The organism is Pseudomonas sp. 5Vm1k (genome assembly GCF_056161485.1).
In genome coordinates this window covers 121,460-146,664 of the sequence record NZ_JBSPCZ010000012.1, presented here as the reverse complement: position 1 = coordinate 146,664, position 25,205 = coordinate 121,460, and the positions used below count along the sequence as shown (strand labels likewise).

General features: G+C 60.8%; 29 protein-coding genes and 1 pseudogene. 17 read left to right on the top strand and 13 right to left on the bottom strand.

Translation table 11 applies throughout. The features are described from left to right. The first annotated feature begins 24 nt into the window (after positions 1 to 24). Positions 25 to 921 (top strand): DMT family transporter, encoded by an 897-nt coding sequence (locus ACWIKB_RS22840; protein ID WP_475269535.1) that lies wholly within the window; start codon positions 25 to 27, stop codon positions 919 to 921. Positions 922 to 930: 9 nt separating this feature from the next. Here the strand turns inward: ACWIKB_RS22840 and ACWIKB_RS22835 are convergent, their stop codons facing one another. The 5 genes and pseudogenes from ACWIKB_RS22835 to glsB form a co-directional block, all read right to left on the bottom strand. Further along, a complete protein-coding gene (locus tag ACWIKB_RS22835; protein ID WP_475269534.1) occupies positions 931 to 1,221 on the bottom strand; it encodes a BON domain-containing protein in 291 nt (96 codons plus the stop codon). Positions 1,222 to 1,281: 60 nt separating this feature from the next. Next, positions 1,282 to 2,784: an aldehyde dehydrogenase family protein gene (locus ACWIKB_RS22830; protein WP_475269533.1), complete on the bottom strand. Its 1,503-nt coding sequence runs from the start codon at positions 2,782 to 2,784 to the stop codon at positions 1,282 to 1,284. A gap of 65 nt (positions 2,785 to 2,849) precedes the next feature. Continuing rightward, positions 2,850 to 3,236 carry a CZB domain-containing protein gene (locus ACWIKB_RS22825; protein ID WP_475269607.1) on the bottom strand — a complete coding sequence of 129 codons (387 nt, stop codon included), beginning with the start codon at positions 3,234 to 3,236 and terminating at the stop codon, positions 2,850 to 2,852. 36 nt (positions 3,237 to 3,272) lie between these two features. Beyond that, positions 3,273 to 3,554, bottom strand: a pseudogene (locus ACWIKB_RS22820) (methyl-accepting chemotaxis protein); the annotation flags it as partial. Between the two features lie 470 nt (positions 3,555 to 4,024). Continuing rightward, a complete protein-coding gene (gene glsB, locus ACWIKB_RS22815; protein ID WP_123508871.1) occupies positions 4,025 to 4,933 on the bottom strand; it encodes a glutaminase B in 909 nt (302 codons plus the stop codon). Positions 4,934 to 5,141: 208 nt separating this feature from the next. Between glsB and ACWIKB_RS22810 the strand changes: the two genes are divergently transcribed. From ACWIKB_RS22810 to ACWIKB_RS22775, 8 genes are all read left to right on the top strand, one after another. Next, on the top strand, positions 5,142 to 5,765 hold the full coding sequence (locus ACWIKB_RS22810) for a ferric reductase-like transmembrane domain-containing protein (RefSeq protein ID WP_475269532.1): 624 nt from the start codon (positions 5,142 to 5,144) through the stop codon (positions 5,763 to 5,765). Positions 5,766 to 6,054: 289 nt separating this feature from the next. After that, positions 6,055 to 6,570, top strand: coding sequence for an HvfX family Cu-binding RiPP maturation protein (locus tag ACWIKB_RS22805; RefSeq protein ID WP_475269531.1), 516 nt, complete (start codon positions 6,055 to 6,057; stop codon positions 6,568 to 6,570). Between the two features lie 55 nt (positions 6,571 to 6,625). Further along, positions 6,626 to 7,324, top strand: coding sequence for a dienelactone hydrolase family protein (locus ACWIKB_RS22800; RefSeq protein WP_475269530.1), 699 nt, complete (start codon positions 6,626 to 6,628; stop codon positions 7,322 to 7,324). Between the two features lie 513 nt (positions 7,325 to 7,837). Next, complete coding sequence (locus tag ACWIKB_RS22795; RefSeq protein WP_475269529.1) at positions 7,838 to 8,158, top strand: YXWGXW repeat-containing protein; 321 nt, start codon at positions 7,838 to 7,840, stop codon at positions 8,156 to 8,158. A 90-nt stretch (positions 8,159 to 8,248) separates the two neighbouring features. Further along, positions 8,249 to 8,830, top strand: coding sequence for an RNA polymerase sigma factor (locus tag ACWIKB_RS22790; RefSeq protein WP_475269528.1), 582 nt, complete (start codon positions 8,249 to 8,251; stop codon positions 8,828 to 8,830). Beyond that, positions 8,827 to 9,258 (top strand): hypothetical protein, encoded by a 432-nt coding sequence (locus tag ACWIKB_RS22785; RefSeq protein ID WP_475269527.1) that lies wholly within the window; start codon positions 8,827 to 8,829, stop codon positions 9,256 to 9,258. Before ACWIKB_RS22790 ends, ACWIKB_RS22785 begins: the two co-directional genes overlap by 4 nt. After that, positions 9,255 to 9,728 carry a periplasmic heavy metal sensor gene (locus ACWIKB_RS22780; protein WP_475269526.1) on the top strand — a complete coding sequence of 158 codons (474 nt, stop codon included), beginning with the start codon at positions 9,255 to 9,257 and terminating at the stop codon, positions 9,726 to 9,728. The genes ACWIKB_RS22785 and ACWIKB_RS22780 overlap by 4 nt, the downstream gene beginning before the upstream one ends. 53 nt (positions 9,729 to 9,781) lie before the next feature. Beyond that, positions 9,782 to 9,994 carry a YXWGXW repeat-containing protein gene (locus ACWIKB_RS22775; RefSeq protein ID WP_475269525.1) on the top strand — a complete coding sequence of 71 codons (213 nt, stop codon included), beginning with the start codon at positions 9,782 to 9,784 and terminating at the stop codon, positions 9,992 to 9,994. A 311-nt stretch (positions 9,995 to 10,305) separates the two neighbouring features. Here ACWIKB_RS22775 and ACWIKB_RS22770 read toward each other — a convergent pair whose 3' ends face one another. Continuing rightward, positions 10,306 to 10,929: a cell wall hydrolase gene (locus tag ACWIKB_RS22770; RefSeq protein WP_475269606.1), complete on the bottom strand. Its 624-nt coding sequence runs from the start codon at positions 10,927 to 10,929 to the stop codon at positions 10,306 to 10,308. A 153-nt stretch (positions 10,930 to 11,082) separates the two neighbouring features. Here ACWIKB_RS22770 and ACWIKB_RS22765 point away from each other — a divergent pair, with 153 nt between their 5' ends. Then, the gene (locus ACWIKB_RS22765) at positions 11,083 to 11,934 is read left to right on the top strand and encodes a CAP domain-containing protein (RefSeq protein WP_475269524.1); all 852 of its coding nucleotides are present in this window, start codon (positions 11,083 to 11,085) and stop codon (positions 11,932 to 11,934) included. Positions 11,935 to 11,967: 33 nt separating this feature from the next. On the opposite strand, the gene ACWIKB_RS22760 is transcribed toward ACWIKB_RS22765, so the two are convergent. After that, the gene (locus ACWIKB_RS22760; RefSeq protein WP_475269523.1) at positions 11,968 to 12,372 is read right to left on the bottom strand and encodes a (R)-mandelonitrile lyase; all 405 of its coding nucleotides are present in this window, start codon (positions 12,370 to 12,372) and stop codon (positions 11,968 to 11,970) included. 100 nt (positions 12,373 to 12,472) lie between these two features. On the opposite strand from ACWIKB_RS22760, the gene ACWIKB_RS22755 reads away from it, so the two are divergent. Both ACWIKB_RS22755 and chrA read left to right on the top strand, forming a co-directional pair. Next, on the top strand, positions 12,473 to 13,366 hold the full coding sequence (locus ACWIKB_RS22755) for a LysR family transcriptional regulator (protein WP_475269522.1): 894 nt from the start codon (positions 12,473 to 12,475) through the stop codon (positions 13,364 to 13,366). Positions 13,367 to 13,602: 236 nt separating this feature from the next. Then, entirely contained in the window at positions 13,603 to 14,937 is a 1,335-nt protein-coding gene (chrA, locus tag ACWIKB_RS22750; protein ID WP_475269521.1) for a chromate efflux transporter, read from the top strand. Positions 14,938 to 14,944: 7 nt separating this feature from the next. Here chrA and ACWIKB_RS22745 read toward each other — a convergent pair whose 3' ends face one another. Further along, complete coding sequence (locus ACWIKB_RS22745; protein ID WP_475269520.1) at positions 14,945 to 15,739, bottom strand: DeoR/GlpR family DNA-binding transcription regulator; 795 nt, start codon at positions 15,737 to 15,739, stop codon at positions 14,945 to 14,947. Positions 15,740 to 15,878: 139 nt separating this feature from the next. Between ACWIKB_RS22745 and ACWIKB_RS22740 the strand changes: the two genes are divergently transcribed. Then, positions 15,879 to 16,763, top strand: a complete 885-nt coding sequence (locus ACWIKB_RS22740; protein ID WP_475269519.1) for a serine hydrolase domain-containing protein — start codon at positions 15,879 to 15,881, stop codon at positions 16,761 to 16,763. Positions 16,764 to 16,776: 13 nt separating this feature from the next. Here ACWIKB_RS22740 and ACWIKB_RS22735 read toward each other — a convergent pair whose 3' ends face one another. The 3 genes from ACWIKB_RS22735 to ACWIKB_RS22725 all read right to left on the bottom strand — a co-directional run bounded on the left by ACWIKB_RS22735 (position 16,777) and on the right by ACWIKB_RS22725 (position 18,710). After that, the gene (locus ACWIKB_RS22735) at positions 16,777 to 17,448 is read right to left on the bottom strand and encodes an ATPase (protein ID WP_475269517.1); all 672 of its coding nucleotides are present in this window, start codon (positions 17,446 to 17,448) and stop codon (positions 16,777 to 16,779) included. A gap of 122 nt (positions 17,449 to 17,570) precedes the next feature. Beyond that, on the bottom strand, positions 17,571 to 17,915 hold the full coding sequence (locus tag ACWIKB_RS22730; protein WP_475269516.1) for a cupin domain-containing protein: 345 nt from the start codon (positions 17,913 to 17,915) through the stop codon (positions 17,571 to 17,573). A gap of 138 nt (positions 17,916 to 18,053) precedes the next feature. Continuing rightward, positions 18,054 to 18,710 carry an O-methyltransferase gene (locus ACWIKB_RS22725; RefSeq protein WP_475269515.1) on the bottom strand — a complete coding sequence of 219 codons (657 nt, stop codon included), beginning with the start codon at positions 18,708 to 18,710 and terminating at the stop codon, positions 18,054 to 18,056. 131 nt (positions 18,711 to 18,841) lie between these two features. On the opposite strand from ACWIKB_RS22725, the gene ACWIKB_RS22720 reads away from it, so the two are divergent. The 4 genes from ACWIKB_RS22720 (at position 18,842) to arsH (ending at position 21,637) form a co-directional block, all read left to right on the top strand. Next, positions 18,842 to 19,474, top strand: a complete 633-nt coding sequence (locus tag ACWIKB_RS22720; protein ID WP_475269514.1) for a TetR/AcrR family transcriptional regulator — start codon at positions 18,842 to 18,844, stop codon at positions 19,472 to 19,474. Between the two features lie 622 nt (positions 19,475 to 20,096). Continuing rightward, complete coding sequence (locus ACWIKB_RS22715; protein WP_475269513.1) at positions 20,097 to 20,444, top strand: metalloregulator ArsR/SmtB family transcription factor; 348 nt, start codon at positions 20,097 to 20,099, stop codon at positions 20,442 to 20,444. Between the two features lie 20 nt (positions 20,445 to 20,464). After that, a complete protein-coding gene (locus tag ACWIKB_RS22710) occupies positions 20,465 to 20,935 on the top strand; it encodes an arsenate reductase ArsC (protein ID WP_475269512.1) in 471 nt (156 codons plus the stop codon). Positions 20,936 to 20,947: 12 nt separating this feature from the next. Continuing rightward, positions 20,948 to 21,637 carry an arsenical resistance protein ArsH gene (gene arsH, locus ACWIKB_RS22705; RefSeq protein WP_475269511.1) on the top strand — a complete coding sequence of 230 codons (690 nt, stop codon included), beginning with the start codon at positions 20,948 to 20,950 and terminating at the stop codon, positions 21,635 to 21,637. Positions 21,638 to 22,038: 401 nt separating this feature from the next. Here the strand turns inward: arsH and nirD are convergent, their stop codons facing one another. Continuing rightward, positions 22,039 to 22,425: a nitrite reductase small subunit NirD gene (gene nirD, locus ACWIKB_RS22700; RefSeq protein ID WP_475269510.1), complete on the bottom strand. Its 387-nt coding sequence runs from the start codon at positions 22,423 to 22,425 to the stop codon at positions 22,039 to 22,041. Further along, complete coding sequence (gene nirB, locus ACWIKB_RS22695; RefSeq protein ID WP_475269509.1) at positions 22,425 to 24,986, bottom strand: nitrite reductase large subunit NirB; 2,562 nt, start codon at positions 24,984 to 24,986, stop codon at positions 22,425 to 22,427. The genes nirD and nirB overlap by 1 nt, the downstream gene beginning before the upstream one ends. Positions 24,987 to 25,205 lie beyond the last annotated feature (219 nt).

The following is a 25,205-nucleotide window of genomic DNA, read 5'->3' as shown; positions in this document are numbered from 1 at the left end:
CAACCCGACCTGACGAGACCCGCAATGGAACGTACCTCGAAGCTGAATAATCCGCCGCTGGAAAACAGCACCCGCGGCTGGATCAATGGACTGATCGGCGTGGTGATCTTCAGTGGCTCGTTGCCGGCCACACGGGTGGCGGTGCTGGAATTCGACCCGGTGTTCCTGACCGTGGCGCGGGCAACCATCGCCGGCGTGCTTGCGCTGTGCCTGCTGTGGCTGTTCAAGGAAAAACGCCCGGCCCGCCATCAATTCGTTCCGCTGATCGTTGTCGCGCTGGGCGTAGTGGTCGGGTTTCCACTGTTAACTGCGCTGGCCCTGCAATATGTGACCTCCGCGCACTCCATCGTATTTATCGGCCTGCTGCCGCTAGCGACTGCCATGTTCGGTGTGCTGCGCGGTGGTGAGCGTCCAAAACCCGCGTTCTGGCTGTTCTCGATCCTCGGCAGTTTGCTGGTGATTGGATTTGCCGTGTCCCAAGGACTCACCGCCTCGCCCAAAGGCGACCTGCTGATGCTGCTGGCGGTGGTGGTTTGCGGGCTCGGTTATGCCGAAGGGGCGAAACTGTCCCGGACACTGGGCGGCTGGCAGGTGATTTGCTGGGCGTTGCTGGTGTCGTTGCCGGTGATGGCGGCGCTGACCTTGTATCGATTGCCCGCTTCATTTTCGACCGTTAGCACCTCAGCTTGGCTGAGCCTGGCCTATGTGTCGCTGTTCAGCATGCTGATCGGTTTTGTCTTCTGGTATCGCGGACTGGCCCAAGGCGGAATTGCCGCCGTGGGCCAGCTTCAATTGCTACAACCGTTCTTTGGCCTGGCACTGGCGGCCACACTGCTGCACGAGCAAGTCAGCCTGGGGATGCTGGGGGTCACCGTTGCGGTGATCCTGTGTGTGGCCGGGGCGAGAAAGTTTTCTCGTTGAGCGCCAAGGTCATTGATCGTCAAAGTTGCCAGGCTTGAACACGTGAGTCCGCAAGCCACTGGCCTCGACGTCGACGACACCCTGGACCGAACGGGCCAGTTCCATCGCCTGATCACACTGGCGGTGAGTATCGACCATGCCGCTCAGCACCACCGCGCCGCCATGGGTTTTGACATGGATGTGCAGGCCAAAGTTGGGGTCGGCCCGCGTCAGGACCGACTTCACCCTGGCGGTCGTCCACGAGTCGCGGGCGGCCATGGCCAGGTCATGGGAGTAATGCTCAAAGGTATGAAGTTTCATGGTGAAAACCTCCCTTACACAAACACAGACACCCGATAAGTATAGTGCGGTCCCAGAGGCTCAGCGTTTGACCGACAAATCCACCTGGGTCATGCGGCTGCGAACGGTAAACACGCCATCGCCCGAAAGAATCGCGCTGCGAGCGAACAGGCGACCGCTTTCCCAGTTCGAAAGGCCCAATTCCGGCTTGTTCAGCGCGTACTGGCCGTCGACCCAACGGGTGATGCCGTTGCCGACAAACGGCGCATTCACGGCGTTGTAGAAACGCTCATGAGCCGCCGCCTCTTCGCTGATCAGCGACACGGTGAATTGCGGGCTGTAGCGGTTGAACAAGGCGATGGCCTGGTCCAGGTCGTCGACGATTTTCAGGCTGACTTCCGGGGTTTCTTCCCATTCCCACTCCCGGCCCAATTGATCTTCCGCCAGCGGTTCGGCCAAGGCTTCGGTGACGTAGCCTTCGGCGCGGTAGACCTCGACAGTGGCGCCCTGCCAATCGCTCGGCAAATACGATTCGCTGCCTTCGACAATGTGCAATTTGCAGCCCTGGCCCCGAGCGGTGCCGGCCTGTTGCAAGGCATCGAGAAACAGCGGCACCAGTTCAGCGGCACGGTCGCGCTGGATCAGGCAAACGTTCAGGGTGTTGCAGACTTTGCGGTCGAGGGAGTTGCGCACCACCGCAGCAAAACGCGTGGCGTCGGCGTCTTTGTCGGCGATCAACCAGGCACCGCCGGTGCCGTGCAGGCTGACAGCGGTGCCGGCCTGTTGGGCGATGCTGCCCAGTTGGCTGACGGCGCGACCCGAACCCCGGGCCACAGCCAGCGACAGGCGCCGGTCGGCAAACATCGCCCAACCCGCGGCGTGATTGACGCTTTCAACCAGCGACACCGCGCCAGTCGGCAAGCCGACATCGGCCAATGCGGGATTCAAGGCGTGGGTGACGATGGCTTGTGCGGTGCCCAACGCATCGCTGCCAATGCGCAAAACGGCGGTGTTGCCGGTGCGCAATACGCCCGCAGCGTCGGCAAACACATTTGGCCGGCCCTCGAAGACGAAAGCGACGATGCCCAGCGGCGACACCACTTGCTCGACTTTCCAGCCGTCATGCTCGACGCAACTGATCACTTTGCCGCGAGTGGCCGGCGCATCACGCCAGGCGCGCAGGCCGGCGATCATGTCGCGGCGCATGCGTTCATCGGCGAGCAACCGCGTGGTGGAACGCCCACGGGCCTTGGCCCGTTCGATGTCGGCCAGGTTGACGGCCTCGATCAAGGCCCAGGTTTCAGGGGTTTCCAGACGCTGGGCAAACACGTCGAAAAATTCGCTGATGGCCTCATCGGACACCGCCGACATCGCACTGAACGCCGCTTGCGCGCGCTCGATCGCCACGGCTGCCGCTTGCTGGTCCACCACCGGGATCAACAACAATTCGCCGCTGACCTGCTCCACCAGCAGATGGTCCCCGGGCTGAAAACGCGCCGCCAGTTCGGGGCTGACCACAGTGACGCGGTTACCAGCGAAAGGGATCGGTGTGCCAGCGACGAGACGTTCGAGCATCAGGGACATGAAGCGGTTTCACCATGCAGGGGGCGGCCGGAAAATGTATAGCAAAACCGGCTAAGCGTCACGCCTCAGGCGGGTGATTGCAGCCGTGAATGCAGCAGCCCTTTGACTGTGCGCATCACCGCAGCGTTGGCCTCCTCCATCTGCCCTACGTGCTTGAGCGTCACGTCCAGTTCACCCCGGGCATGCGCCTCCAGCGCCGCTTGGCCGCTGCTATGAACCAGCCGATGCGGCACTTCCATACGACGGAAATCAGCGTCGCGCTGCTGGCCCTGGTTCTGTTCGCCGTAGTACCACTGGCCGAACAGGCACTCGGTTTCATCCGGCAACTTCAACGGCGAGTGCGGCTTGGGATTGAGCAAGCGGTCATAGACGGTGACCTTGAGCGTCAGTTCTTGCAGGTTGGCCAGCTCGACGTTGGACAGCAGGTGCGACTGGTCGATTTCCCGCTGCATCTGCTGCGCTTCGCCGTACATGCCGGCCATGGTGTCGGCGGTTTGATCGATCACCGCGCCGAAAGCACTCGACACCTGGCTCTGCTGTGAAATCGCCAGTTTGGCCTGGCTGATTTCCTGCTGAATGGCCGACGTTTCCTTGATGATTTCCCGGGTCGCCTCGGCGGTTTTCTCTGCGAGCAAGCGCACTTCGCTGGCGACCACGGCGAACCCGCGACCAGTTTCCCCGGCGCGCGCGGCTTCGATGGCGGCGTTCAGGGCCAGCAGGTTGGTCTTGCGCGCGATGTCGCTGATCAGGTCAACGATCCGGTCAATCTCGCTGGCGCGCCCGACCAGGTGAGTGATCACCCCTTCCAGCGCTTCAAGCCCCGCCTCCATGACCCGTGACTGCTCTTGCAGATGGCCGACGCGCTCGCGGTTGTCCACGGCTGCGCGGGCCACGGTTTCGGCCCGTTCATGATTGAGTTTGAGACGATGATTGAGCATCGAGAAGGATTCGCTGACCGGCGACAGCGAGTTGCCGCAGGTCAGCAAGTGTTGCGCCAGGCCACGAAAGAAATCGCGATCCCGGCGGTCTGCCGCATGCGCCGCCAGCGCCGCTTCATCGACCACGGGCTCCACGACCATCGCCTGCGGTTCAGCGCTCTGTGCCAGCGGTTTCTTGCGCCATCCGAAATTCATCCGTTTCCCCTGCCCACCCGACGCAGTGCGTCAAAGCGCGGACGATACGAATGAACAGTGCACGGTAAAAGATCCAATCCGGCGAAAGATCGGTAGACCGCGCCGGATCAGAACACCGACCAACCGATCCGCTGACTCAACAATTCCAGCGCCGCCATGCCCGCCAGCGAGTTGCCGGCCGCATTCAATTCAGGCGACCAGACGCACACCGTGAACTGCCCTGGCACCACGGCGACAATCCCGCCGCCGACGCCACTCTTGCCCGGCAGGCCGACTCGGTAGGCGAAGTTACCCGCTTCGTCATAAAGGCCACTGGTGGCCATGATCGAGTTGACTTGCTGGGTCTGGCGCGCGGTGAGGATTTGTTCGCCGCTGTGTTTGCAGAAGCCGTCGTTGGCCAGGAAGCAGAAGGCTCGCGCCAGATCGACGCAACTCATGCGCAGGGCGCAGTGGCTGAAATAGCTGCGCAACACGGCTTCGACGTCGTTGTGGAAATTGCCGAAGGATTGCATCAGGTAAGCCATCGCGGCGTTACGCGCGCGGTGCTGGTATTCGGACTCGGCGACCTTGCCGTCCACCATCACTTGCGGGTTGCCGGACAGGCGCCGGACAAAATCGCGCATCGACAGGGCTGGCGCGGCGAAGCGTGACTGGTTGATGTCACAGATCACCAGCGCCCCGGCGTTGATGAACGGATTGCGCGGGCGACCGCGTTCGAATTCCAGCTGCACCAACGAGTTGAATGGCTGGCCGGACGGCTCGTGACCCAGGCGTTCCCAGATCGCTTCGCCGGAGTGTTCAATGGCCTGCACCAGGCTGAACACCTTGGAAATACTCTGCACCGAAAACAGCGTTTGCGCGTCGCCGGCACAATACAACTCGCCGTCATTGCCATATACGGCGATGCCCAATTGGTTGGCCGGCACGGTGCCGAGGGCAGGAATGTAGTCAGCCACCTTGCCCTGGCCGATCAGGGGACGAACTGCGTCAAGGATCTCGTTCAACAGCGCTTGCATGCCGGGTTCCGAAGTCTCGCCCCATGGATTTGCGGGGACACAGACGCTAGACGCCATTGGCGCGGGACGGATCACAGTTTTGTAGAGGAATGTATCTGGTGCCGGTCCTGATACATGAAGAGGTTTACGGGACATATCGCCAACACACTGCGCTGAAACACTCCGGTTGTCTGCTGACCCTGGTCGGCCCTTGTTCCGGAGCGTTGCCATGAATACCTCAATTGCGCGTTATCACGGCTGGTCGCTGTTCGGCCTGTTGTCCTTGTTGGTGCTGCTGATGACCGGCCTGATCCTGGTGATCAACCCCGATCTGGTGGAAGCCACCCGCAGCGCCATCCGTGCCACGGCCCGGACTTCGTTTGCGCTGTTTCTCGCGGCGTTTCTCGCCTCTGCCTTCGCCGTGTTGGTGCCCTCGCCTTTCACTAAGTCTTTGGTCCGTGAGCGGCGGTTTATCGGCTTGGCGTTTGCCTTTTCGCATCTGGTGCATGCGGTGCTGATCTACAGCTATGGGCAGTTGAATCCCGAGTTCTGGCCGGGTCGCACGACGGTGGGCAACATTCCCGGCTCGGTGGGTTATCTGTTTATCCTGCTGATGGCGCTGACTTCGTTCAAAACCACCACGCGGCTGATCGGCGCCAAAGCCTGGAAAGCCGTGCACGTGACCGGCATGTGGGTGATTGCGGCGGTTTTTACCTATTCCAACTTCAAACGGATCCCGATGAGTGCGTGGTATGTGCTGCCGTTCGGGATGATGTGCGCGGCGATTGCGGTGCGGTTGGTGGGTAAGTGGGCGGTGAAGAACAAGCGTAGTCAGCGGGTTGCGTATTCCTGAAATCCACCACTGCCTCCTGTGGGAGCGGGCTTGCTCGCGAAAGCGGTCTGTCATCCAGCATTGATGTTGACTGACACGGCGCCTTCGCGAGCAAGCCCGCTCCCACAAGGGGATTTTTGGTGTTTGGGGGTTCAGCGTTCGGCTATGTATCGGAGTGTGTACAGCCCCAGCCCAGACACACCAGCGCTTCAAAACCCCACCCCCACGACACATCGCAGATACACCTGCTTGATCAAATAACCCCGTCGATTGGCCCAGCCGATCAAAGCCCTCAACGGAGATCAAGCCCATGAACACCTCAATCTCTTCGGCCGTCAAAGGCCTGCACCTGAACCTCGACCGTGCCGGCAGCTGGATCGCGCCGTTGACCCTGCGCATCTTCCTCGCCTGGGAGTTTTTCGAGTCGGGCCTGGAGAAATGGAACGGCCAGAACTGGTTCGCCGACATCCAGGATGCCTTTCCGTTTCCGTTCAACCACCTGCCAGCCACGCTGAATTGGGAACTGTCGATGTGGGCCGAACTGATCTGCGCCCTTGCGCTGCTGGTGGGGCTGGGCACGCGGATCTCGACGATCATCCTGATCGTGGTCACTGTCGTCGCGACGGCGGCTGTTCATTGGCCAGCCGATTGGTCTACATTGAGTGAACTTGCCCAAGGCTACGCCATCAGTAACAAAGGACACGGCAACTTCAAACTGCCGTTGATCTACTTGGCCGCCCTGATGCCGCTGTTACTGGCGGGTGCCGGAAAACTCAGCCTCGATGCTTTACTGGCTCGATGGTTCTGGCGTCGTCACAATGACTGACACACTCGCTTAATAAGCTACAACCTCCCCCTCACTTGCGAAGACAGGAGCCACCATGAGCGTGACCACCCAATGGATCGAAATCGACAGCCCCGAAGGTAAATTCGGCGCTTACCTGGCCATTCCCCACACTCAAAAGGGTCCGGGGATCGTGCTGATCCAGGAGATCTTCGGCGTCAACGAGCACATCCGCTCGGTCGTCGAGCAATACGCCGCCGACGGCTACCTGGTGATCGCACCGGACCTGTTCTGGCGCAGCGGCCCGCGCATCGAACTGGGCTACGACGAAGCCGGCTGGAAAAAAGCCGTCGAGTTGATGAACGCCACCGATGTAACCAAGGCCCAGGCCGACGTCAAACTGGCGATTGATGCGCTGAAAGCCCACCCGGGCCTGGATGGCGGGATTGCGTCCATCGGCTACTGCTTCGGCGGCATGCTCTCGTACAACACGGCCGCCAACGGTTTCGTGGACGTGGCCATCGCCTATTACGGCGGCGGTATCCAGAACCAGCTGGACCGTGCCGATGAAATCGAAGTGCCGTTGCTGATGCACTTCGGTGAAGCGGACAGCCACATTCCTCTGGAAGCCGTGGAGAAAATCGCCGAGCGTTTCGACAACAACGACAACGTGGAAATTGTGGTGTATCCGGAAGCCGAGCATGGCTTCAACTGCTCCCACCGCGACAGCTACAACCAGCGCGCGGCCGTTGAGGCCCATGGCAATACCCTGATTTTCCTGGGTATGGAACTCTAAGCCCAGCGCACCCCCCTGTAGGAGCGAGGCTTGCCCGCGAAGGCGTCATCCCAGTCAACATTTTTATCGACTGGAATGACGCCTTCGTGGGCAAGCCTCGCTCCTACAGTTCAAAGCGTCAGCGAATCCATCATGCGTTTGTGTTCAGGCTGACCTGCGCAAGCCAGCTCGCCTGCCACAAAAACTCAGCTCAACTCACCGCACCTCAACCGCGTCATACCGCCAGCAACACCGATGCGGGTGACCGAAGAAAACGCAGCCGTTCAAGGTCAGCAACACGGCAACACAGGCGAACAATTTCAGGCAACGGGACATGGTCGATTCCTCATGGGTCAATGGCGCCAGGCAGCACGCAGGCTGTGGTGACGGTTATCCATTGAACGTGACGCACGCCAACATCCGTCGCTTCCCAACCTGAAGAAAATTTCATTTTCCCGGCGACGGATCTTTTCCCGATCCGACGTTCAACTCATCAGCAACATCCACTTTCGGATGCAGGCCTGAGGAGTTGTCATGAACGTTGTGCGCCCCCTGATCAAGTTGCGGCATTTGTTGCTCGTTCCCCTGGCGCTGGCCGCGCTGGCGAGCACACCGGTGTTTGCTCAGCCCGAAATCATCATTCGTCAGGCGCCGCCGCCCATGCGCATGGAACCGATGCCAATGGCGCGTCCCGGTTATGCCTGGGATAACGGCCATTGGCGCTGGGACGGTCGCGGTTATGTCTGGGCGCCCGGTCATTGGCAGCGGATGCACCACGGCGGGCGCTGGATGCCGGGACACTGGGAGGCACGCGGGCCGAACTGGTACTGGATCGAAGGGCGCTGGGTACGTTGAGCCCGCAGGTGCAGCGGCACGGGACGAACCGGGTTCGTCCCTGCCCTGCCCGGCACACGCTGATCCCGCCATCGAACCGAGACCTGTCATTTGAACGAAACTGATCCGGACGTCGAGTTGTTGGCCCGTATCGGCAATAACGAGGCACAGGCCGTCAATGAGATGGTGTCGCGCAAGCTGCCCCGCCTGCTGGCGCTCGCCAGTCGTTTGCTCGGTGACGCCGAAGAGGCGAAAGACGTGGCCCAGGAAAGTTTTCTGCGGGTCTGGAAACAGGCTGCGCACTGGCGCAGCGGCCAGGCACGGTTTGACACCTGGTTGCATCGGGTCGCGCTCAACCTGTGCTACGACCGGTTGCGCAGTCGCAAAGAGCAGCCGTTGCCGGACAACGATGAATTGCCCGAACCGGTGGACCCTGCGCCGCCGCCCGAGGAACAGCTGGACGCCAGCGCCCGCAGTGAGCACATGGCCGCGGCATTAGCCGCGTTGCCCGACCGCCAGCGCGAAGCCATCGTGCTGCAGTACTACCAGGAACTGTCGAACATCGAGGCCGCGGCGCTGATGAACATTACTGTCGATGCACTGGAAAGTCTGCTGTCGCGGGCACGGCGCAACCTGCGCAATCACCTGGCCGAGGCACACGATCAAGCCATCCTAAGGAGGGGAAAACAATGACGCCTGAACGGTTCAATCACTTGGCCGATGCCTACGGCGCCGATTTGCAACGCTGGCCAGCCAGCGAGCGCGCCGAAGCCCGGGCATTGCTCGCCGAAGGGAATGCCGAGCAACAGGAAGCCTTGCACCAGGCGCGCTGGCTCGACGGCTTGCTCGACAGCCATCACGTTGCAACACCGACGCCCGAGCTGATCCGGTCCATCGTCGCGTCGGCGCCGGTGGCCACGCCGTCGTTCTGGGGCCGACATCCGGGATGGCTGTCTCGCCTTGGTTTCGTCGGTGCGGGGCTGGCGGGCATCGCAGCGGGAATGCTGGTGGTTTCGCTGAGCCTGCCATTGCCGAGTTCATCCGAGGCACTGCCCAGCATCTTTGAGCAAAGCGATGCCGACATCGTCCTGAGTATCAATGCCGAGGAGAGTGACCAGTGACCCAGCCCCCCAATCGTTTCAAGGCGCTGCTGGCGGTGTCGCTGGTGCTCAATGTGTTCCTGATCGGCGGCGCGGTTGGCGGCTTCTATCAATGGCACAGCCAGGTCAAACCCGCCCTGGTGCTGCCGCAACATGGCGTGCGTCAGGTGATGTTGCAGTTGCCTCCCGCCAAGCGCCATCAACTGCGCCAATTGCTGCGCCAGACTCGCGACGACAACCAGGCGTTGATCATGGACAGCCGCCAGGCTCGGCTCGACGTGGTGCGCCAGCTCCAGGCCCCGACCCTGGATCGTGCCGCGCTGGACAGCGACCTGAACAAGGCCCGTGAGGCGGACATCACGCTGCGGGCCAAAGTCGACGCCAACCTCGCGGACTTCGCCGCCACCTTGTCCACACAGGAGCGGCAAACCCTCGCCGAATCGCTGTACGCGCGGGGTAACGCCAAAGGCAAGGGCATGAACAAAAACTGAACCCACGAGCCCGCCATCCAGGTGCCGGCCCAGAAAAATCAAGGAATCCAGTAATGTCCAGACTCATCAAGACCACTGTGATCGCCAGCCTCATGGCGATCACCCTGTCCGGCTGCATCATCGAGCCGGCACGTCCGCACCGACCGCCACCTCGGGTTGAAATGGTCCCGGTGGCGCCCGCGCCGGGTTATCACTGGGTGGCCGGGCATTATCGCTGGGGAGGAAACCAGTGGTTGTGGGTGCCGGGACATTGGAAGGGTTATTGATTAGTAGCTGATGCCCCTTCGCGAGCAGGCTCACTCCCACATTGGTTCTGTGTCGTTCACAAAACCCCTGTGGGAGCGAGCCTGCTCGCGAAGGCGGACTGACATTCAACGCAGAAACCGGAACCTGCCCGCCAACCCATCATTTCTTTCGATCATACAAATCACGAAAGCGAATTTTTCATTTCCCCCCGAACTGTTCACCATGGCACCACCTAAAACAGCTCGGACGAACTCCTCATGAATTTCAATCTGGCGATTGCCTGCGTCATCGTGGTGTCTTTTGCCATTGCGCTGGGCCACGCCTGAGCGCGCTATTTCGCGTCACCGCCATGGGGTTTGTAGAACGTGAACATCCCTATCTGGGCGGTCTTGATGTACTCATGCGCCCAGTCCGGTTTCACCGTCCGGTCATGGAAATACATCGCGCCGTGGGTATGATCGGGTAGTTGTTTGTTCAGCGCCTTGCGCGCAATTTCCTTGGCGATCGCGTAAGGGGCTTCTTCCTGGGCCGTGTCCGGCTTGCCGTCACACCACCAGGAAAATTGGCAGGCATGCTTTTCCGAGCCTTGCTTGACGATCCCACATACCGTGTCCGGAAAGCCCTCGTGACCGAGGCGATTCATCACCACGTTGGCCACCGCCTCCATGTCGTCAGAGTCCTTGCCTTTGGCTTCCCAGTAGATAGAACGAGCAAGGCAAGTGATGGCTTCGTCCATCGGTGCCGTGCCGGCCGGGTCGACGGCCTGGACTTCGGATTGGGTGATGGTCTCAGCCTTTTTGGGCGCTGGCGCCTCACCGCCCTTGTCGGCGGCTTTCTCTTCCAGGACTTGAGCCTTGTCCACTGCCACTTCCTTTTTTTGTTCCTGGTCGTCCGCCATGACCTGGCCGGCGAGCAGCGTTAAAGCGAGGCAAGTTGCAATCCACGGGAAGCGCATGATGGGCAGGCTCTGTAGGGCGTCGACGGGCGACTTCGCTTCATTGTAGTCCGCAAATCGCTCCATAAAACCGCCAACAAACAGCAAAAAGCCATTGCCCTGAACGGGACGAAATCGCGCATCATGGGCGCAGTCCGTTCAAGGGGGATTTTCATGCGCGTCTTATCATCCGTTTTGCGAGTTGCGGCGTTGTCGTCGGGTCTGGTGTTCGCTACCACGGCCTTGGCCACCGACGAGACGCAACTGGTTCAGTCGATCAATACCTATCGCAGCCAGGTGCAGCGCTGCGGCGGTCAGGCATCGCCAGAGTTGCCGCCACTGGCCGCCGATCCACGCCTGATTCTTCCTGCCAGTGGCGCCGTCGACCTTCAACAATCGATGGCCCGTGCGGGTTATCCGATGGTCAACGTACAGGCGATCACCCTGTCCGGCCCGCGTGATGTGCAGTCAGCCATGAAAGCGGTGCAGGAGAGCTTCTGCCAGGTGGTGCTTAACCCGCAATTCATTGATGTCGGGGTCAGCCGCGAAGGTAGCGAATGGCGCATCGTACTCGCCCGTCCGCTGTTGAGCGGGCGTCTGGGCGACGCGCAGGCCGAAGGCCAAAAGCTCATGGAACTGCTCAACGCTGCCCGCGCCCAACCGCGTCAGTGCGGCGGCCAACCGTTCGCCGCCACCACTCCGCTGGCCTGGAACGCCACGTTGGGCGCCGCCGCTGAAGCCCACAGTCGGGACATGGCCAACAACAATTACTTCGATCACAAGGACCGCTCGGGCGGCACGCCGGGAGACCGCGCGGAATTGGGCGGCTACATCGCCCAGCAGATCGGCGAGAACATCGCCGCCGGCCAGGACACCACGCGCAAAGTGGTCGACGGCTGGCTCGGCAGCCCGGGGCACTGCGCCAACCTGATGAACCCGCAATTCCACGAACTGGGCGCAGCGTATGCGGTGGACCCGAAGAGTGATGCGGGGATTTACTGGACGGCGATGTTCGGCACGCAATAACAGCTTCAACTCACCTCTCTGGAAGGGGCAACGTCACAGCACCTGCGCGTATTCCTGCTCGCTGACCTGCTCCATCCAGTCCACCACGTTGCCATCCTGCACCTCGGCAATCGCGATGTGGGTCATGGCAGTCGTCGCCGTCGCGCCATGCCAATGTTTGACATGCGGTGGTATCCACACGGTGTCGCCGGGTTTGATTTTTTGAACGGGTTCACCCAATTGCTGGACCCAGCCCATGCCGGCCGTGACGATCAAAGTCTGCCCCAATGGATGAGTGTGCCAGGCCGTGCGGGCACCGGGTTCGAAGGTAACCGTGGCGCCACTGACTCGCGCAGCCTCGGTACCTTTGAACGGTGCATCGACCCGTACGGTGCCAGTGAAATAATCAGCCGGGCCTTTGACGGAGGGTTGGGAGCCGTTGGGGGTAACAGTCAGCATCGGATTCTCCTGAGCCTTAAAAAGTGCGCCCAATCTATCAGCTGCGTATTCCTGAGATTAGTCGCTACAATTCGAAAAGACTTATGAGGGGGACTCATGGATGCTGCGGGAAAACGCCAATGATCTGCTCGCCTTTCTGGCGGTTGCCAGGGAGCGTAGTTTCACCAAGGCTGCGGCCAAACTGGGGGTTTCCCAATCGGCGCTGAGCCATACGATCCGTGGCCTGGAAGCGCGACTGGGCTTGCGTCTGCTGACCCGCACCACCCGCAGCGTTTCGCCGACCGAAGCCGGCCAGCGCCTGATGGACACCATCGGCCCGCATTTCGAAGAAATCGAGATCGAGTTGGCAGCGCTGAGTGACCTGCGCGACACACCGGCCGGCAATATCCGCATCAACGCAATGGACCACGCACTGGAATACATCCTGTGGCCGGTGTTGAAACCCTTCCTGGCGAAATACCCGGACATCTCGGTCGAGGTCTGTTGCGACTACGGCTTTGTCGACATCGCCGCCCAAGGGTTCGATGCCGGTGTACGCCTGGGCGAGGACGTGGCCCAAGGCATGATCGCCATCCGCATCGGGCCGGACATGCGCATGGCGGTGGTGGGTTCGCCGGCCTACTTTGCCGAGCGCTCGATCCCCCGGACACCTCGCGACTTGACCGAGCATCAATGCAATAACCTGCGGCTGCCCACCAATGGTGGTTTGTATGTCTGGGAGTTCAAAAAGGCCGGGGACAGCCTGAATGTCCGGGTGTCCGGGCAGGTGACGTTCAACGGTGTTTATCAACTCTTGAACGCGGCACTGGATGGGTTTGGCTTGAGCTACATTCCCGAAGACCTGGTCGCACCGCACCTGGCGGCCGGGCGGTTGGTGCAAGTGCTTGAAGATTGGTGCGCGCCGTTTGCCGGTTTTCACCTCTATTACCCGAGCCGTCGCCAGGCTTCGCCGGCGTTTGCGCTTCTATTGGATGCGTTGCGCTACAAGGGCTGAAGGCCCCCGATCTGTGCCTAAGCACAAAACCTGTGGCGAGGGAGCTTGCTCCCGCTCGGCCGCGAAGCAGTCGCAAAACCTTCGTGCACGGTTTGACTGAAGTAAGCCGGGGGCCGCTTCGCGACCCAGCGGGAGCAAGCTCCCTCGCCACAGGGTTTGCCCGTTGCCGACTATCCGAACCCCGCCCTTCCCCGCTACTGTAAGCAACCCGCCGGTCTCTGAAAAAGGCTCAGCTCTTGAGTAACCCACTCGCCAAACCCCAGGCCATCCCCCTGCGCGAAGCTTTCCTGTTCTGGCTCAAGCTTGGCTTCATCAGTTTCGGCGGTCCGGCCGGGCAGATTTCGATCATGCATCAAGAGTTGGTCGAGCGTCGGCGCTGGATCTCGGAGCGGCGTTTTCTGCACGCACTCAACTACTGCATGTTGCTGCCCGGGCCGGAGGCGCAGCAATTGGCGACCTACATCGGCTGGCTGATGCACCGGACCTGGGGCGGCGTGATTGCCGGCGGGCTGTTTGTGTTGCCGTCGCTGTTCATCCTGATCGGGTTGTCGTGGATGTACATCGCGTTCGGCGACGTGCCAGTGGTGGCCGGATTGTTTTACGGGATCAAGCCTGCGGTCACCGCGATTGTGCTGCAGGCCGCCCATCGCATCGGCGGCCGGGCGCTGAAGAACAGTTGGCTGTGGGGGATCGCGGCGGCGTCGTTCATTGCGATCTTCGCGTTCAATGTGCCGTTTCCGCTGATTGTGCTGGGCGCTGCCGTGATCGGTTATTTCTGCGGACGTCTGGCTCCGGAGAAATTTAACAACGGCGGCCACAGCGGGACGAACAAATCCTACGGCCCGGCGCTGATCGATGACGACACCCCGACGCCTGAACATGCGCGTTTCAGCGCCGTAAAACTGCTGCGCCTGGCGCTGATCGGCGCCGTGTTGTGGGTGGTGCCGATGGGACTGCTCACGCTGCTGTTCGGCTGGAACGGCACGCTGACGCAGATGGGCTGGTTCTTCACCAAAGCCGCGCTGCTGACCTTCGGCGGCGCCTACGCCGTGCTGCCCTATGTGTATCAGGGCGCGGTCGGTCACTATGGCTGGCTGACGCCGACGCAAATGATCGACGGCTTGGCGCTGGGTGAAACCACTCCCGGACCGCTGATCATGGTGGTGGCCTTCGTCGCGTTTGTCGGCGGCTATGTGCAGCAGGTGTTTGGCGCCGACCACGTGTTCCTCGCCGGAGCCCTCGCCGCCACGCTGGTGACCTGGTTCACCTTCCTGCCTTCGTTCCTGTTCATCCTCGCTGGCGGGCCGCTGGTGGAATCGACGCACAACGAACTGAAATTCACCGCACCGCTGACCGCCATCACCGCTGCGGTAGTCGGGGTGATTCTCAATCTGGCGTGTTTCTTCGGCTACCACGTGCTCTGGCCCAACGGCTTCAGCGCTCACCTCGACTGGCCTTCGGCGCTGATTGCCATTGCAGCGGCGATAGCTTTGTTTCGCTTCAAGCGCGGCGTGATCGAGGTGTTGATCGGCTGTGCGCTGATTGGCCTGGCGGTGCATCTGTTGCGCTAGTGGATGATCAAAGCGCCGTGTCGGCTTGCACCACTTCGATGCCCAGCCGCTGGTAATCCTCGACATTGCCCGAGGCCAGATGACGCTCGGTGATCAGCGTCTGGATGCGCCGGCAAGGCGCGACCACAAAGGGTTCCACCGCGCCCAGCTTGTCCGCCATGCTCACGGCCACCACATGCGCGGCGCTGTCGAGCATCGCCTGTTTCACCGGCACCTCATCGAAATGCAGCGAGCTGATGCCAACCTCGGGGTGAATCGCACAAACCCCGGTGAACAACAGATCAGCCTTGATCCCCTGGAACAGGCGCAACGTCTCATGCCCGCTCGCCGACATCGTCGCCGGATTGAGTTGACCACCCGCCAAGATCACCTTGATGCCTTTGAACTCGGCCAAAGCGATTGCGATGATCGGCGAGGCCGTGACCGCAGTGATGACGATGTCCGCTGGCAGGGAACGGGCGATCTGAAGCGTCGTAGAACCAGAATCGAAAATCACAATCTGGCCATCCTTCACGTACCGTGCCGCGAGTTGCGCCAAGAGTGTTTTCACCTCGTCGGTTTCGCTGACCCGGGTGAAAAAATCCTTGCCTGTGTCCTTGGGCCGCGGCAACGCCCCGCCATGCACCCGCTGCACCAGGCCGGCACTGTCCAGTTCTGCGAGATCGCGGCGAATGGTGTCTTCGGACACCGCGAAATGCTGGCTCAACTCGGACGCCATGACCTTGCCGTCACGTTCGAGTATCAGCAGGATTTTTTGTCGACGCAGGGAAGGCAGCTCGGCGATGGAATGCTGGTCTTGCATGGTAATGCCTGTTCTTGCGGGTTTGTGCGAGATTAGCCAATGCGCCGCTTAAACACAATCGAGGCGGTGTTCGATTTCTTTTCTGGCAAACTCCTGCCCCTCATAAGGTCGTCGCCTTTTTCTCCAGAGCTATCACCCCATGCTTTTTTCCCTTGTGTCGAACGGATCCCCCGCCTCGCCCGAACAGCCCGACGCAAGGGTCCCTTGGTGGAGCTTCACCAAAACCGTGCTCTCGGCGGCGGCCCTGTCACTGGTTCGCGATGGACGGATCAAACTTGACGATGTGATCCCCGAAGGCCCCTTCACCCTGCGTCAACTGCTACGGCATGAGGCGGGGCTGGCGGATTATGGTGAGCTGGCTGATTACCACGCCGCCGTTGCACGCAATGATTCACCTTGGTCGGCGGATGAAATGCTGCAACGTCTCGATGCCGGCAGGTTGCGCTATGCACCTGGCACTGGTTGGCGCTATTCGAACGTCGGCTATTTGTTTGTAGCGCGGCTCATTGAACGGGTAACCGATCTCAAACTTGCAGAGGCGCTGACTCGACAGGTGTTTTCTCCCCTCGGTTTATCGCAGGTTCGCCTTGCAACGACCGCCGCCGATCTGAACGACGTGCGGATCAGGGCGTACGACCCAGGCTGGGTGTATCACGGCTTGCTCGTCGGATCACTTGGGGAAGCGGCACTTTGCCTGGATCGCCTGCTGAGTGACCACCTCCTGCCCCGCCCCCTAAGACAGGACATGCAAACGGTGCATCCTCTCGGCGAATCTATTCCCGGACGTCCCTGGACTTCCCCGGGTTATGGCCTCGGCCTGATGCAAGGTGCAGTGCAAAGCGGCCGGATACTGAGTGGACATACCGGAAGCGGACCAGGAAGTGTCGTGGCGGTCTACCGCAGTACTGAGAACGGTCACTCAGTAACGTGCGCTGTTTTCAGTGAAGGTAGCGACGAAGGCGCTGTCGAAGCGCGGGCCGTGGAACATCTATCAGCGGCCTTGGGAAACAGGCAAAGAGACTGAGGCGGGAATTGCCTCAGTTGGTCGCCATCCGTGCTGCATTCCCCGATTTCACCAACGCTTTGAGCGACGCATCAAACTGCTTCAACGCGTTCACTTGCAACTCGGTCTGCTGGTCGATTTGCGCGGCAATCTCCGGCGCCGCTTTACCGTGCACCCACACCGAAGTCATTTGCTGCTCACGGGCGCCTTCGGCCTGGCCGATGTATTGCAGGTTTGAGTCGTAGAACTTGGCGAGAAACCGCGCTTCAACCTGGTTGTTGCGCTTGCTCACCAGGCGGCTGTAAGTGTCCAGCATCACCACCACGTCTGGCTTCGCTTGCACCAAGGCATCGAGGTTGTCGTAGACAGTGACCGAAGCAAATTCTTTCTGCAGCGAACCCATCAGCCAGTTGATCGCCAGTGTCGGGTCGGAGCTTTTGATAAAGGCGTTGCTGATGCGCGAATCGAGGGCGGCGTTCTTGCCGCCGTTCACGGCGACAGCGTGGTAATTCTCAAGGTATTGGAGAGTGTTGACGGTGTTTTCGCTGTAGAGCACGCCCACCGATTGGGAATGCTTCAGCTCGGCGCTGCTGTCCCCCATCGGCAGGAAATGGCAAGCCTGAGGGTCGGCGGCGTAGGCCGGTGCGGTGGCAGCGAAACCGCCGGTGAGTACAGCGACAAGGGCCAAAACAGTTGAGATTCTCATCGCGCAGGTTCCTTCAGAAGCGAGATCGGTATGTCGCTATCCTCCTCCGATGAGGAAAAAACAGAACTCGCATTTTTTGATGATGACTATCGATTGAACGAATGGTCAGGAAAGCCCGGCGTTCAGGCTTGCCTGACGATATCCACCGAGATCTCCACCGCCACTTCCGAGCCTCTGTTTTCGAGCCAGTGGGTGGTGTTCCGATCCTCGGGCCAGCCGACTCCCGGTCCGTAATCCGTGGCAATGCCATTGCGATGGTCCGTGATTGTCCCTTGCAGGATGTAGACGGTACCCGGCCTGTCGATGTGGTTGTGCACCGGCCCGAAGACGCCTCCGGGCTCGATGGTCACCTTGCGCATTCTGAGTTGGCGACCTGCCATGCCTTCGATCTCGGGACCGAGGTCAATCGTTGCCAGCAACTTGACCGTAACGCCTTTCGTTTCAGGTGCCGCCTGCTCGATGCTCATCGCGCGCTCCACTCATAGCTACTGAGTCTAGTTACAAGTAGAGACCCTAATAGGCGTGGCCGGTGGGGAGGCGATAAAGGGTAAAGGGCCGCTCAGAGACGGCGACCAATGACTTCGGCGATCCTAGATTGATGGACGTCAGCCTAGACGCACCGACAGCTCGACATCTTCACCGAACGGCACAGACAGGTAGCCATTTGCTGGCGAACGCACGTAAGCCAGGTATTCCGGGCAGTAATCGGAGTTGTCAGCTACCACCAAGGCACCGGGCTTGAGACGACTTTCCACCAGACTCAAGACGTCGCCATAAAGCGCTTTGGCGCCATCGAGCAGCAGCAGGTCGATGGCCTCGGGCAGATCGGTTGCGAGTGTGACGAGTGCATCGCCCTCGCGGATTTCTACCAGGTCACTGACCCCGCCTTCGATCAGGTGTTGGCGCGCCAGGGCGATCTTGGATGATTCGAATTCACTGCCTATCAGGATTCCGCCGCCGTTGTCCCGCAGTGCGGCGGCCAGGTGCAACGTTGAAAGGCCGAACGACGTGCCGAATTCGACGATGGCCCGCGCCTTTGTACTGCGCGCCAGTGTGTACAGCAGTTTGCCAGTGTCCCGCGAGACCGGAAGCCACGCGTCTTTGAGCAGCCCGTAGAGTTCAAGGTAGTCGGTCTTGCTGTGCATGAGGCGTTCGCGCTCCTCACTGGAAAAGTTGCTGAAAACCGGGCTGGTGGCGGCATTGGCTTGTGCGTACAGGCGTTCAATCAGTGGCGCCATAGGGGCCGAGGTGATGGTGGTCATGGGTGCTTCCCGTTTGCAGGTTGAGCGCCTGTCGGCGCCGGGGCTAAGATGCGACTAATTCGTCGCATTAAAATTATGCGAGCCATTCGTCACATTCGCTATTCGCATTAGCCCCGAGGCCCGCAGCCCCTATGACAACCCGCCAGACCTCGCAGATTTCCTCACGCAAACAGCCCCAGCAGGCCCGCTCGACCGAGTTGGTGGCGGCCATTCTGCAAGCGGCTACTCAGGTTTTGGCCAAGGAAGGCGCTGCGCGTTTCACCACCGCCCGCGTGGCGGAAAAAGCCGGCGTCAGCATCGGCTCGGTGTACCAATACTTCCCCAACAAGGCCGCCATCCTGTTCCGGTTGCAGAGCGATGAATGGCAACAGACCACGCAAATGCTGCGCGGGATTCTGGAGGATGCGGGCAAGCCACCACTTGAACGGCTGCGCACGCTGGTGCATGCCTTCATTTGTTCAGAGTGCGAAGAAGCGCAGATGCGGGTGGCGCTCAGCGACGCCGCGCCGCTCTATCGTGACGCGCCCGAAGCCCATGAAGTTCGCGCGGCGGGGCAGCAGATTTTTCAGGATTTCATGCTTGAAGCGTTGCCTGAGGCCGGCGAAGAAACTCGCGCGCTGGTTTGCGATTTGGTCTCCACGACGCTGAGTTCGGTGGGGAAATCTTTCTCGGGAAGCCCGCGTAGCCATGATGAAATCGCGGTTTACTCGGACGGGATGGCGGATATGTTTTGTGCCTACATCAGGGTGCTCAATATGCATTGATGCTGATCGGTTAAGGATTTGAACGCCGCAATCCTTGTGGGAGCGGGCTTGCTCGCGAAAGCGGTGTGACAGCCAGCATTAATGCTGAATGTGAAACTGCCTTCGCGAGCAAGCCCGCTCCCACATTTGCTCGGCGCTGGTCGCAAAATTCGTGGCCAACTCAGGCCCATGTAGGAGCGAAGCTTGCTCGCAAAAGCGACGGTACGGCCGATGCATCTTCGGGCCTGAAATACCGCTTTCGCGAGCAGGCTCGCTCCCACATTTGCTCGGTGTTGGTCGCAAGATGCGTGGCCGACACAGATCCCTGTGGGAGCGGGCTTGCTCGCGAAGGCGTCAGGCCTGACACACCGCGTTATCGTTCTTCGCTCCTACACAAAAACCAAGCCCAATCCCCTGTAGGAGCGGGCTTGCTCGCGAAAGCGTCGGGCCTGACATACCGCGTCATCGTTCTTCGCGGGCAAGCCTCGCTCCTACGGGTAAGGCGTCGGGCCTGGCACACCGCGTCATCGTTCTTCGCGGGCAAGTCCGATCGCCGCACCGCTCGCTTCTACAAGGGATTGGGGCTTGCTCAATACATATGGATATCCGTATATTCGGACCTTCACATATCGGCAGCCACCCCATGCTCAGTCCTCCCGCCATCTACAAATGCCTCTCCGACGAAACCCGCGCCCGAGCCACGCTGCTGATCACCCGTGAGGGCGAGTTATGCGTCTGCGAATTGGTCTGCGCGCTGGATGACAGTCAGCCGAAGATCTCCCGCCATCTGGCCCAACTCCGGTCTTGTGGTTTGTTGCTTGATCGTCGCCAGGGCCAATGGGTGTATTACCGGCTAAACCCCGAACTGCCTGCCTGGGTGCGCGCCGTGCTGCAAACCACCCTGCACGCCAACACCGACTGGCTGGAGGAAAACAGCGCCCGGCTCAGACAGATGCACGACCGCCCACTTAATACCGCAGCGTGCTGCTGACCTGACCCAACGGAGTTTCCATGCGAGTTCTATTCATGTGCACGGCCAACAGTTGCCGCAGCATCCTTTCCGAAGCGATGTTCAATCACCTGGCGCCGACGGGTTTCGAAGCAGTCAGTGCCGGCAGTTTTCCCAAGGGCCAGGTGTTGCCGCGCAGCCTGACCACGTTGCAAGCAGCCAGCATCGCCACACATGGCTTGAGCAGCAAAGGCAACGACGCCTTCGAAGCCAACCCGCCAGACATCGTCATCACCGTTTGCGACAAGGCCGCCGGGGAAACCTGCCCCGTGTACTTCGGTCCGGCGTTGAAGGCCCATTGGGGACTGGAAGATCCGTCGGACGTGACGGGTGACGAAGCCGCGATATCCGCCGCTTTCCACGCGACCCTGGCGCGTATCGAAACCCGCTGCCGGGCCTTCCTAGCCCTGCCCTTCGCCGAACTTGATCGCGATGCCTTGAAGCGTGAACTCGACCGCATCAGCACGCTGTAACTGGAGCCGCCCATGACTCATCCACTGCCCAACCTCGACCCTTCATTGATTGCACACCGTGAAAATGACGATCAGCACAAACCACGAATCCTGCTGTTGTATGGCTCGACCCGCGCCCGCTCCTTCAGTCGATTGCTGGTGGAAGAAGCGGCCCGTTTGCTCGAACACTTCGGCGCCGAGACGCGGATTTTCAATCCCTCAGGTTTGCCGCTGCCGGACGACGCGCCGAGCGATCATCCGAAAGTGCAGGAACTGCTGGAACTGATGCAATGGTCGGAAGGCCAGGTCTGGTGCTCGCCGGAACGCCACGGTTCGATGTCGGCGGTGTTCAAGGCGCAGATCGACTGGGTGCCGCTGGCCATCGGCGCCGTGCGCCCGACCCAGGGCAAGACCTTGGCGGTGATGCAGGTGTGCGGCGGCTCGCAATCCTTCAACGTGGTGAATCAACTGCGCGTGCTGGGACGCTGGATGCGGATGTTCACCATCCCCAATCAATCCTCCGTACCGAAGGCCTTCCTGGAGTTTGACGAGGGCAACCGCATGAAACCCTCGGCGCTGTATGACCGGGTGGTGGACGTGATGGAGGAGTTGGTGAAATTCACCCTGCTGCTTCGCGACCGCCCGGATCTGGTTGATCGCTATTCGGAGCGCAAGGAGTCTGCTGAAGCGCTGACACTGCGCGTCAATCAGCGAGCGATTTGATAGCACACTTGGCCTTGGCAATCACACACCTTGTGGGAGCGAGCTTGCTCGCGATAGCGGACTGGCAGGCAGCAAATATGTTGAATGTCAGACCACTATCGCGAGCAAGCTCGCTCCCACATGTGTTCGGTGTTGGTCGCAAGCTATGTGGCCGACAAAAGTCCCTGTGGGAGCGAGCCTGCTCCCGAAGAGGCCGGCACATCCGGCATCTATTTCGCCTGACGCGCAGCCTTCGCGAGCAAGCTTTGCTCCTACAGAGGATCTTCGGTGGGCTCGGGATTTATGTTCGGCGGTGATCCCTGTGGGAGCGGGCTTGCTCGCGAAGAGGCCGGCACATCCAGCATCAATATTGACTGACCCACCGCCTTCGCGAGCAAGCCCGCTCCCACAGGTTTGGCGTGCTAGCGAGTTGTCAGCGTTCCCACTTCCACCGCCCCGCCATTCAACCGCACCGGCCACACCCGCAACCGCTGTTGCGGATATTCCAGGCAACTACCGTCCTCCAACCGGAAATGCTGTTTGTAGATCGGTGACGCCACCACCAGATCGCCCTTGATGTTCCCCACCAACCCGCGACCGATCACATTCGCCCCGGATTGCGGGTCGTGGTTGTCGATGGCAAACAGGGTCTGGCCCTCGGCATCCGGCAGGTAGAACAGCGCCACTTGCGCGCCGTCGAGCCACACGACCACGCCGGAGTTATCGACCAGATCCTGTTGCGCGCACACGGTTTGCCAGGCCCCGGTGTTTTCCAGGGCGGCTATGCGTTGGGTATTGGACGGGCTCATCAGGCAATCTCCTCGGTGACCGGAATCAGGTTGAGTTCGGCGGCCATGATCGGGCGCCGTTGGCCGCGTTCCTGGACAAAGTGGATGTCCGGGTCCGGGCGTTTATCGTTGACGAAGGTGCGGAAGCGCTTGAGTTTTTCCGGGTCCTTGAGGGCGTTGGCCCATTCGCATTCGTAGCGATCGACCACCAGTTGCATCTGCGCTTCGAGTTCTGCACCGAGCCCGAGGCTGTCGCTGATGATCACGTCTTTCAGGAAGTCGAGGCCTCCCTCCAAGCTCTCGCGCCAGACCGAGGTGCGCTGCAATTTGTCGGCGGTGCGGATGTAGAACATCAGGAAGCGGTCGATGTAGCGGATCAGGGTTTCATCGTCGAGATCGGTGGCGAACAGCTCGGCGTGACGCGGGCGCATGCCGCCGTTGCCGGCGATGTAGAGGTTCCAGCCCTTCTCGGTGGCGATCACGCCCACGTCCTTGCTCTGCGCTTCGGCGCATTCGCGGGTGCAACCGGAAACCGCGAACTTGAGTTTGTGCGGCGAGCGCAGGCCTTTGTAGCGATCCTCGATGAGCAAGGCCATTTTCACGCTGTCCTGCACGCCGTAGCGGCACCAGGTGCTGCCGACGCAGGACTTCACCGTGCGCGTCGACTTGCCATAGGCGTGGCCGGTTTCGAAACCGGCTTCAATCAGCTCGCCCCAGATGTCCGGCAACTCATGCAACTGCGCGCCGAACAGGTCGATGCGCTGGCCGCCGGTGATTTTGGTGTAGAGGTCGTATTTTTTCGCTACCACGCCAATCGCGATCAGCTTGTCGGCAGTGATTTCGCCACCGGGGATGCGCGGCACCACGGAGTAGGTACCGTTTTTCTGCATGTTGGCCATGAAGGTGTCGTTGGTGTCCTGCAACGGCACCAGCGACGGGTCCATGATCGGCTGGTTCCAGCACGAGGCGAGGATCGAACCCACCGCCGGTTTGCACACGTCGCAACCGGTGTGGCCACGGCCATGTTTGGCCAGCAGTTCTTCGAAGGTGATCACCCCTTCCACCCGCACCAGCGCGTAGAGTTCCTGACGGGTGTAGGCGAAGTGTTCGCACAGGCTCTTGTCGACACTGACGCCACGGGCGATCAATTCATGCTCGAAGACTTGCTTGAGCAACCCGGCGCACCCACCGCAACCGGTGCAGGCCTTGGTCTGTGACTTGAGCAGGCCGAGGTCGGTACAGCCGCCGTCGATGGCCGAGCAGATCGCGCCTTTGGTGACGTTGTGGCACGAGCACACCGTGGCCGACTCGGGCAATGCGCCGGGGCCGAGGGTCGGCGCGCCTTCGGACGACGGCAGGATCAGGCTGGCCGGTTCCGCTGGCAACGCGATGGCGTTCTGCATGTATTGCAGCAGCGTGTCGTAGTAGCTGTTGTCGCCGACCAGCACCGCACCCAACACGTACTTGCCGGTTGGGTCCACCACCAGACGCCGGTAGCTGGCGGTGGCTTCGTCGATGAACTGATAGCTGCGTGCGCCGGGTGTATGGGCATGGGCATCGCCGATGGAACCGACGTCAACGCCAAGCAGTTTGAGCTTGGTCGACATGTCCGCGCCCAGGAACGGCTCGGCAGTCTGGTTGCACACCTGTGCAGCCACCCCACGGGCCATTTGGTAACCCGGTGCGACCAAGCCGAACAGGCTGCCATTCCACGCCGCGCATTCGCCGATGGCGTAGATGTTCGGGTCGCTGCTCAGGCATTCGTCGTTGATCACCACGCCACCGCGCGGGCCGATTTCCAGCGCGCATTGGCGAGCCAACGCGTCTTGCGCACGAATACCGGCGGAGAACACGATCAGGTCGGTTTCGAGGAATTCGTCGTTGGCAAAATTCATCCGGTAGCGGTAATCCACGCCCGCGCTGATCGACTGGGTGGCGCGGGATAAATGCACACCGACACCCAACCGTTCGATCTGCGCCTTGAGCGCCAGGCCACCGAAATCATCCAATTGCACCGGCATCAGGCGTGGGGCGAACTCGACGACATGCGCTTCCAGGCCCAGACTTTTCAGCGCATTGGCGGCTTCAAGACCGAGCAAGCCACCGCCGACCACCACACCGCGCCGGGCGTTGGCCGCTGCTGCGCGGATCGCGTCGAGGTCTTCCAGGGTGCGATACACCAGCCGCGAATCGCCCTCGGCGCCGTCAATCGGCGGCACAAACGGATAGGAGCCAGTGGCCAGGATCAGCTTGTCGTAAGGGACGCAGCCCTGGGCGGTAATCACCTCGCAACGAGCACGGTCGATTTCCAGCACCGGCACACCCAGATGCAAAGTGACGCCGGGCGTCTGATACAGCGACGCGTCCGACAGCGCCAGCGACTCGGCATCGCGGCCGGTGAAGTACTCGGACAGATGCACGCGGTCATAGGCACGCATCGGCTCTTCGCTGAAGACATGCAGACGGTATTGATCCAGCGCCCCGCGCTCAATCAGCTGTTCGACACAATGATGTCCGACCATGCCATTGCCGATCACGATCAGCGTTTGCAGTTTGTTCAACGCGGCAACATTGGAATTCATAAGAAGCACCCTTCGCACGGCCAATCACGGTTCAAAAAGCAAAAAAAAACGCCTGAAACCTTGCGGTTCCAGGCGTCTTTGCCTGTTCTTTTGCGGTGTTGAAACCAGACGTCTATGCCTGATCCACCGATGTAGCCCACGACCTGTTGGCCATTCGATCGTCGTTGACCGAGGGGGCGACCCACCGTGTGTATCGACGGTGGGTTTGAACAAGGACTT

Bases quoted from the DNA above. Each gene is read 5' to 3' on its own strand.
- ACWIKB_RS22840 (WP_475269535.1), top strand. From the start codon at position 25: ATGGAACGTACCTCGAAGCTGAATAATCCGCCGCTGGAAAACAGCACC.
- ACWIKB_RS22835 (WP_475269534.1), bottom strand. From the start codon at position 1,221: ATGAAACTTCATACCTTTGAGCATTACTCCCATGACCTGGCCATGGCC.
- ACWIKB_RS22830 (WP_475269533.1), bottom strand. From the start codon at position 2,784: ATGTCCCTGATGCTCGAACGTCTCGTCGCTGGCACACCGATCCCTTTC.
- ACWIKB_RS22825 (WP_475269607.1), bottom strand. From the start codon at position 3,236: ATGCAGCGGGAAATCGACCAGTCGCACCTGCTGTCCAACGTCGAGCTG.
- glsB (WP_123508871.1), bottom strand. From the start codon at position 4,933: ATGCAAGCGCTGTTGAACGAGATCCTTGACGCAGTTCGTCCCCTGATC.
- ACWIKB_RS22810 (WP_475269532.1), top strand. From the start codon at position 5,142: ATGAATACCTCAATTGCGCGTTATCACGGCTGGTCGCTGTTCGGCCTG.
- ACWIKB_RS22805 (WP_475269531.1), top strand. From the start codon at position 6,055: ATGAACACCTCAATCTCTTCGGCCGTCAAAGGCCTGCACCTGAACCTC.
- ACWIKB_RS22800 (WP_475269530.1), top strand. From the start codon at position 6,626: ATGAGCGTGACCACCCAATGGATCGAAATCGACAGCCCCGAAGGTAAA.
- ACWIKB_RS22795 (WP_475269529.1), top strand. From the start codon at position 7,838: ATGAACGTTGTGCGCCCCCTGATCAAGTTGCGGCATTTGTTGCTCGTT.
- ACWIKB_RS22785 (WP_475269527.1), top strand. From the start codon at position 8,827: ATGACGCCTGAACGGTTCAATCACTTGGCCGATGCCTACGGCGCCGAT.
- ACWIKB_RS22775 (WP_475269525.1), top strand. From the start codon at position 9,782: ATGTCCAGACTCATCAAGACCACTGTGATCGCCAGCCTCATGGCGATC.
- ACWIKB_RS22770 (WP_475269606.1), bottom strand. From the start codon at position 10,929: ATGCGCTTCCCGTGGATTGCAACTTGCCTCGCTTTAACGCTGCTCGCC.
- ACWIKB_RS22765 (WP_475269524.1), top strand. From the start codon at position 11,083: ATGCGCGTCTTATCATCCGTTTTGCGAGTTGCGGCGTTGTCGTCGGGT.
- ACWIKB_RS22760 (WP_475269523.1), bottom strand. From the start codon at position 12,372: ATGCTGACTGTTACCCCCAACGGCTCCCAACCCTCCGTCAAAGGCCCG.
- ACWIKB_RS22755 (WP_475269522.1), top strand. From the start codon at position 12,473: ATGCTGCGGGAAAACGCCAATGATCTGCTCGCCTTTCTGGCGGTTGCC.
- ACWIKB_RS22745 (WP_475269520.1), bottom strand. From the start codon at position 15,739: ATGCAAGACCAGCATTCCATCGCCGAGCTGCCTTCCCTGCGTCGACAA.
- ACWIKB_RS22740 (WP_475269519.1), top strand. From the start codon at position 15,879: ATGCTTTTTTCCCTTGTGTCGAACGGATCCCCCGCCTCGCCCGAACAG.
- ACWIKB_RS22735 (WP_475269517.1), bottom strand. From the start codon at position 17,448: ATGAGAATCTCAACTGTTTTGGCCCTTGTCGCTGTACTCACCGGCGGT.
- ACWIKB_RS22730 (WP_475269516.1), bottom strand. From the start codon at position 17,915: ATGAGCATCGAGCAGGCGGCACCTGAAACGAAAGGCGTTACGGTCAAG.
- ACWIKB_RS22725 (WP_475269515.1), bottom strand. From the start codon at position 18,710: ATGACCACCATCACCTCGGCCCCTATGGCGCCACTGATTGAACGCCTG.
- ACWIKB_RS22720 (WP_475269514.1), top strand. From the start codon at position 18,842: ATGACAACCCGCCAGACCTCGCAGATTTCCTCACGCAAACAGCCCCAG.
- ACWIKB_RS22715 (WP_475269513.1), top strand. From the start codon at position 20,097: ATGCTCAGTCCTCCCGCCATCTACAAATGCCTCTCCGACGAAACCCGC.
- ACWIKB_RS22710 (WP_475269512.1), top strand. From the start codon at position 20,465: ATGCGAGTTCTATTCATGTGCACGGCCAACAGTTGCCGCAGCATCCTT.
- arsH (WP_475269511.1), top strand. From the start codon at position 20,948: ATGACTCATCCACTGCCCAACCTCGACCCTTCATTGATTGCACACCGT.
- nirD (WP_475269510.1), bottom strand. From the start codon at position 22,425: ATGAGCCCGTCCAATACCCAACGCATAGCCGCCCTGGAAAACACCGGG.
- nirB (WP_475269509.1), bottom strand. From the start codon at position 24,986: ATGAATTCCAATGTTGCCGCGTTGAACAAACTGCAAACGCTGATCGTG.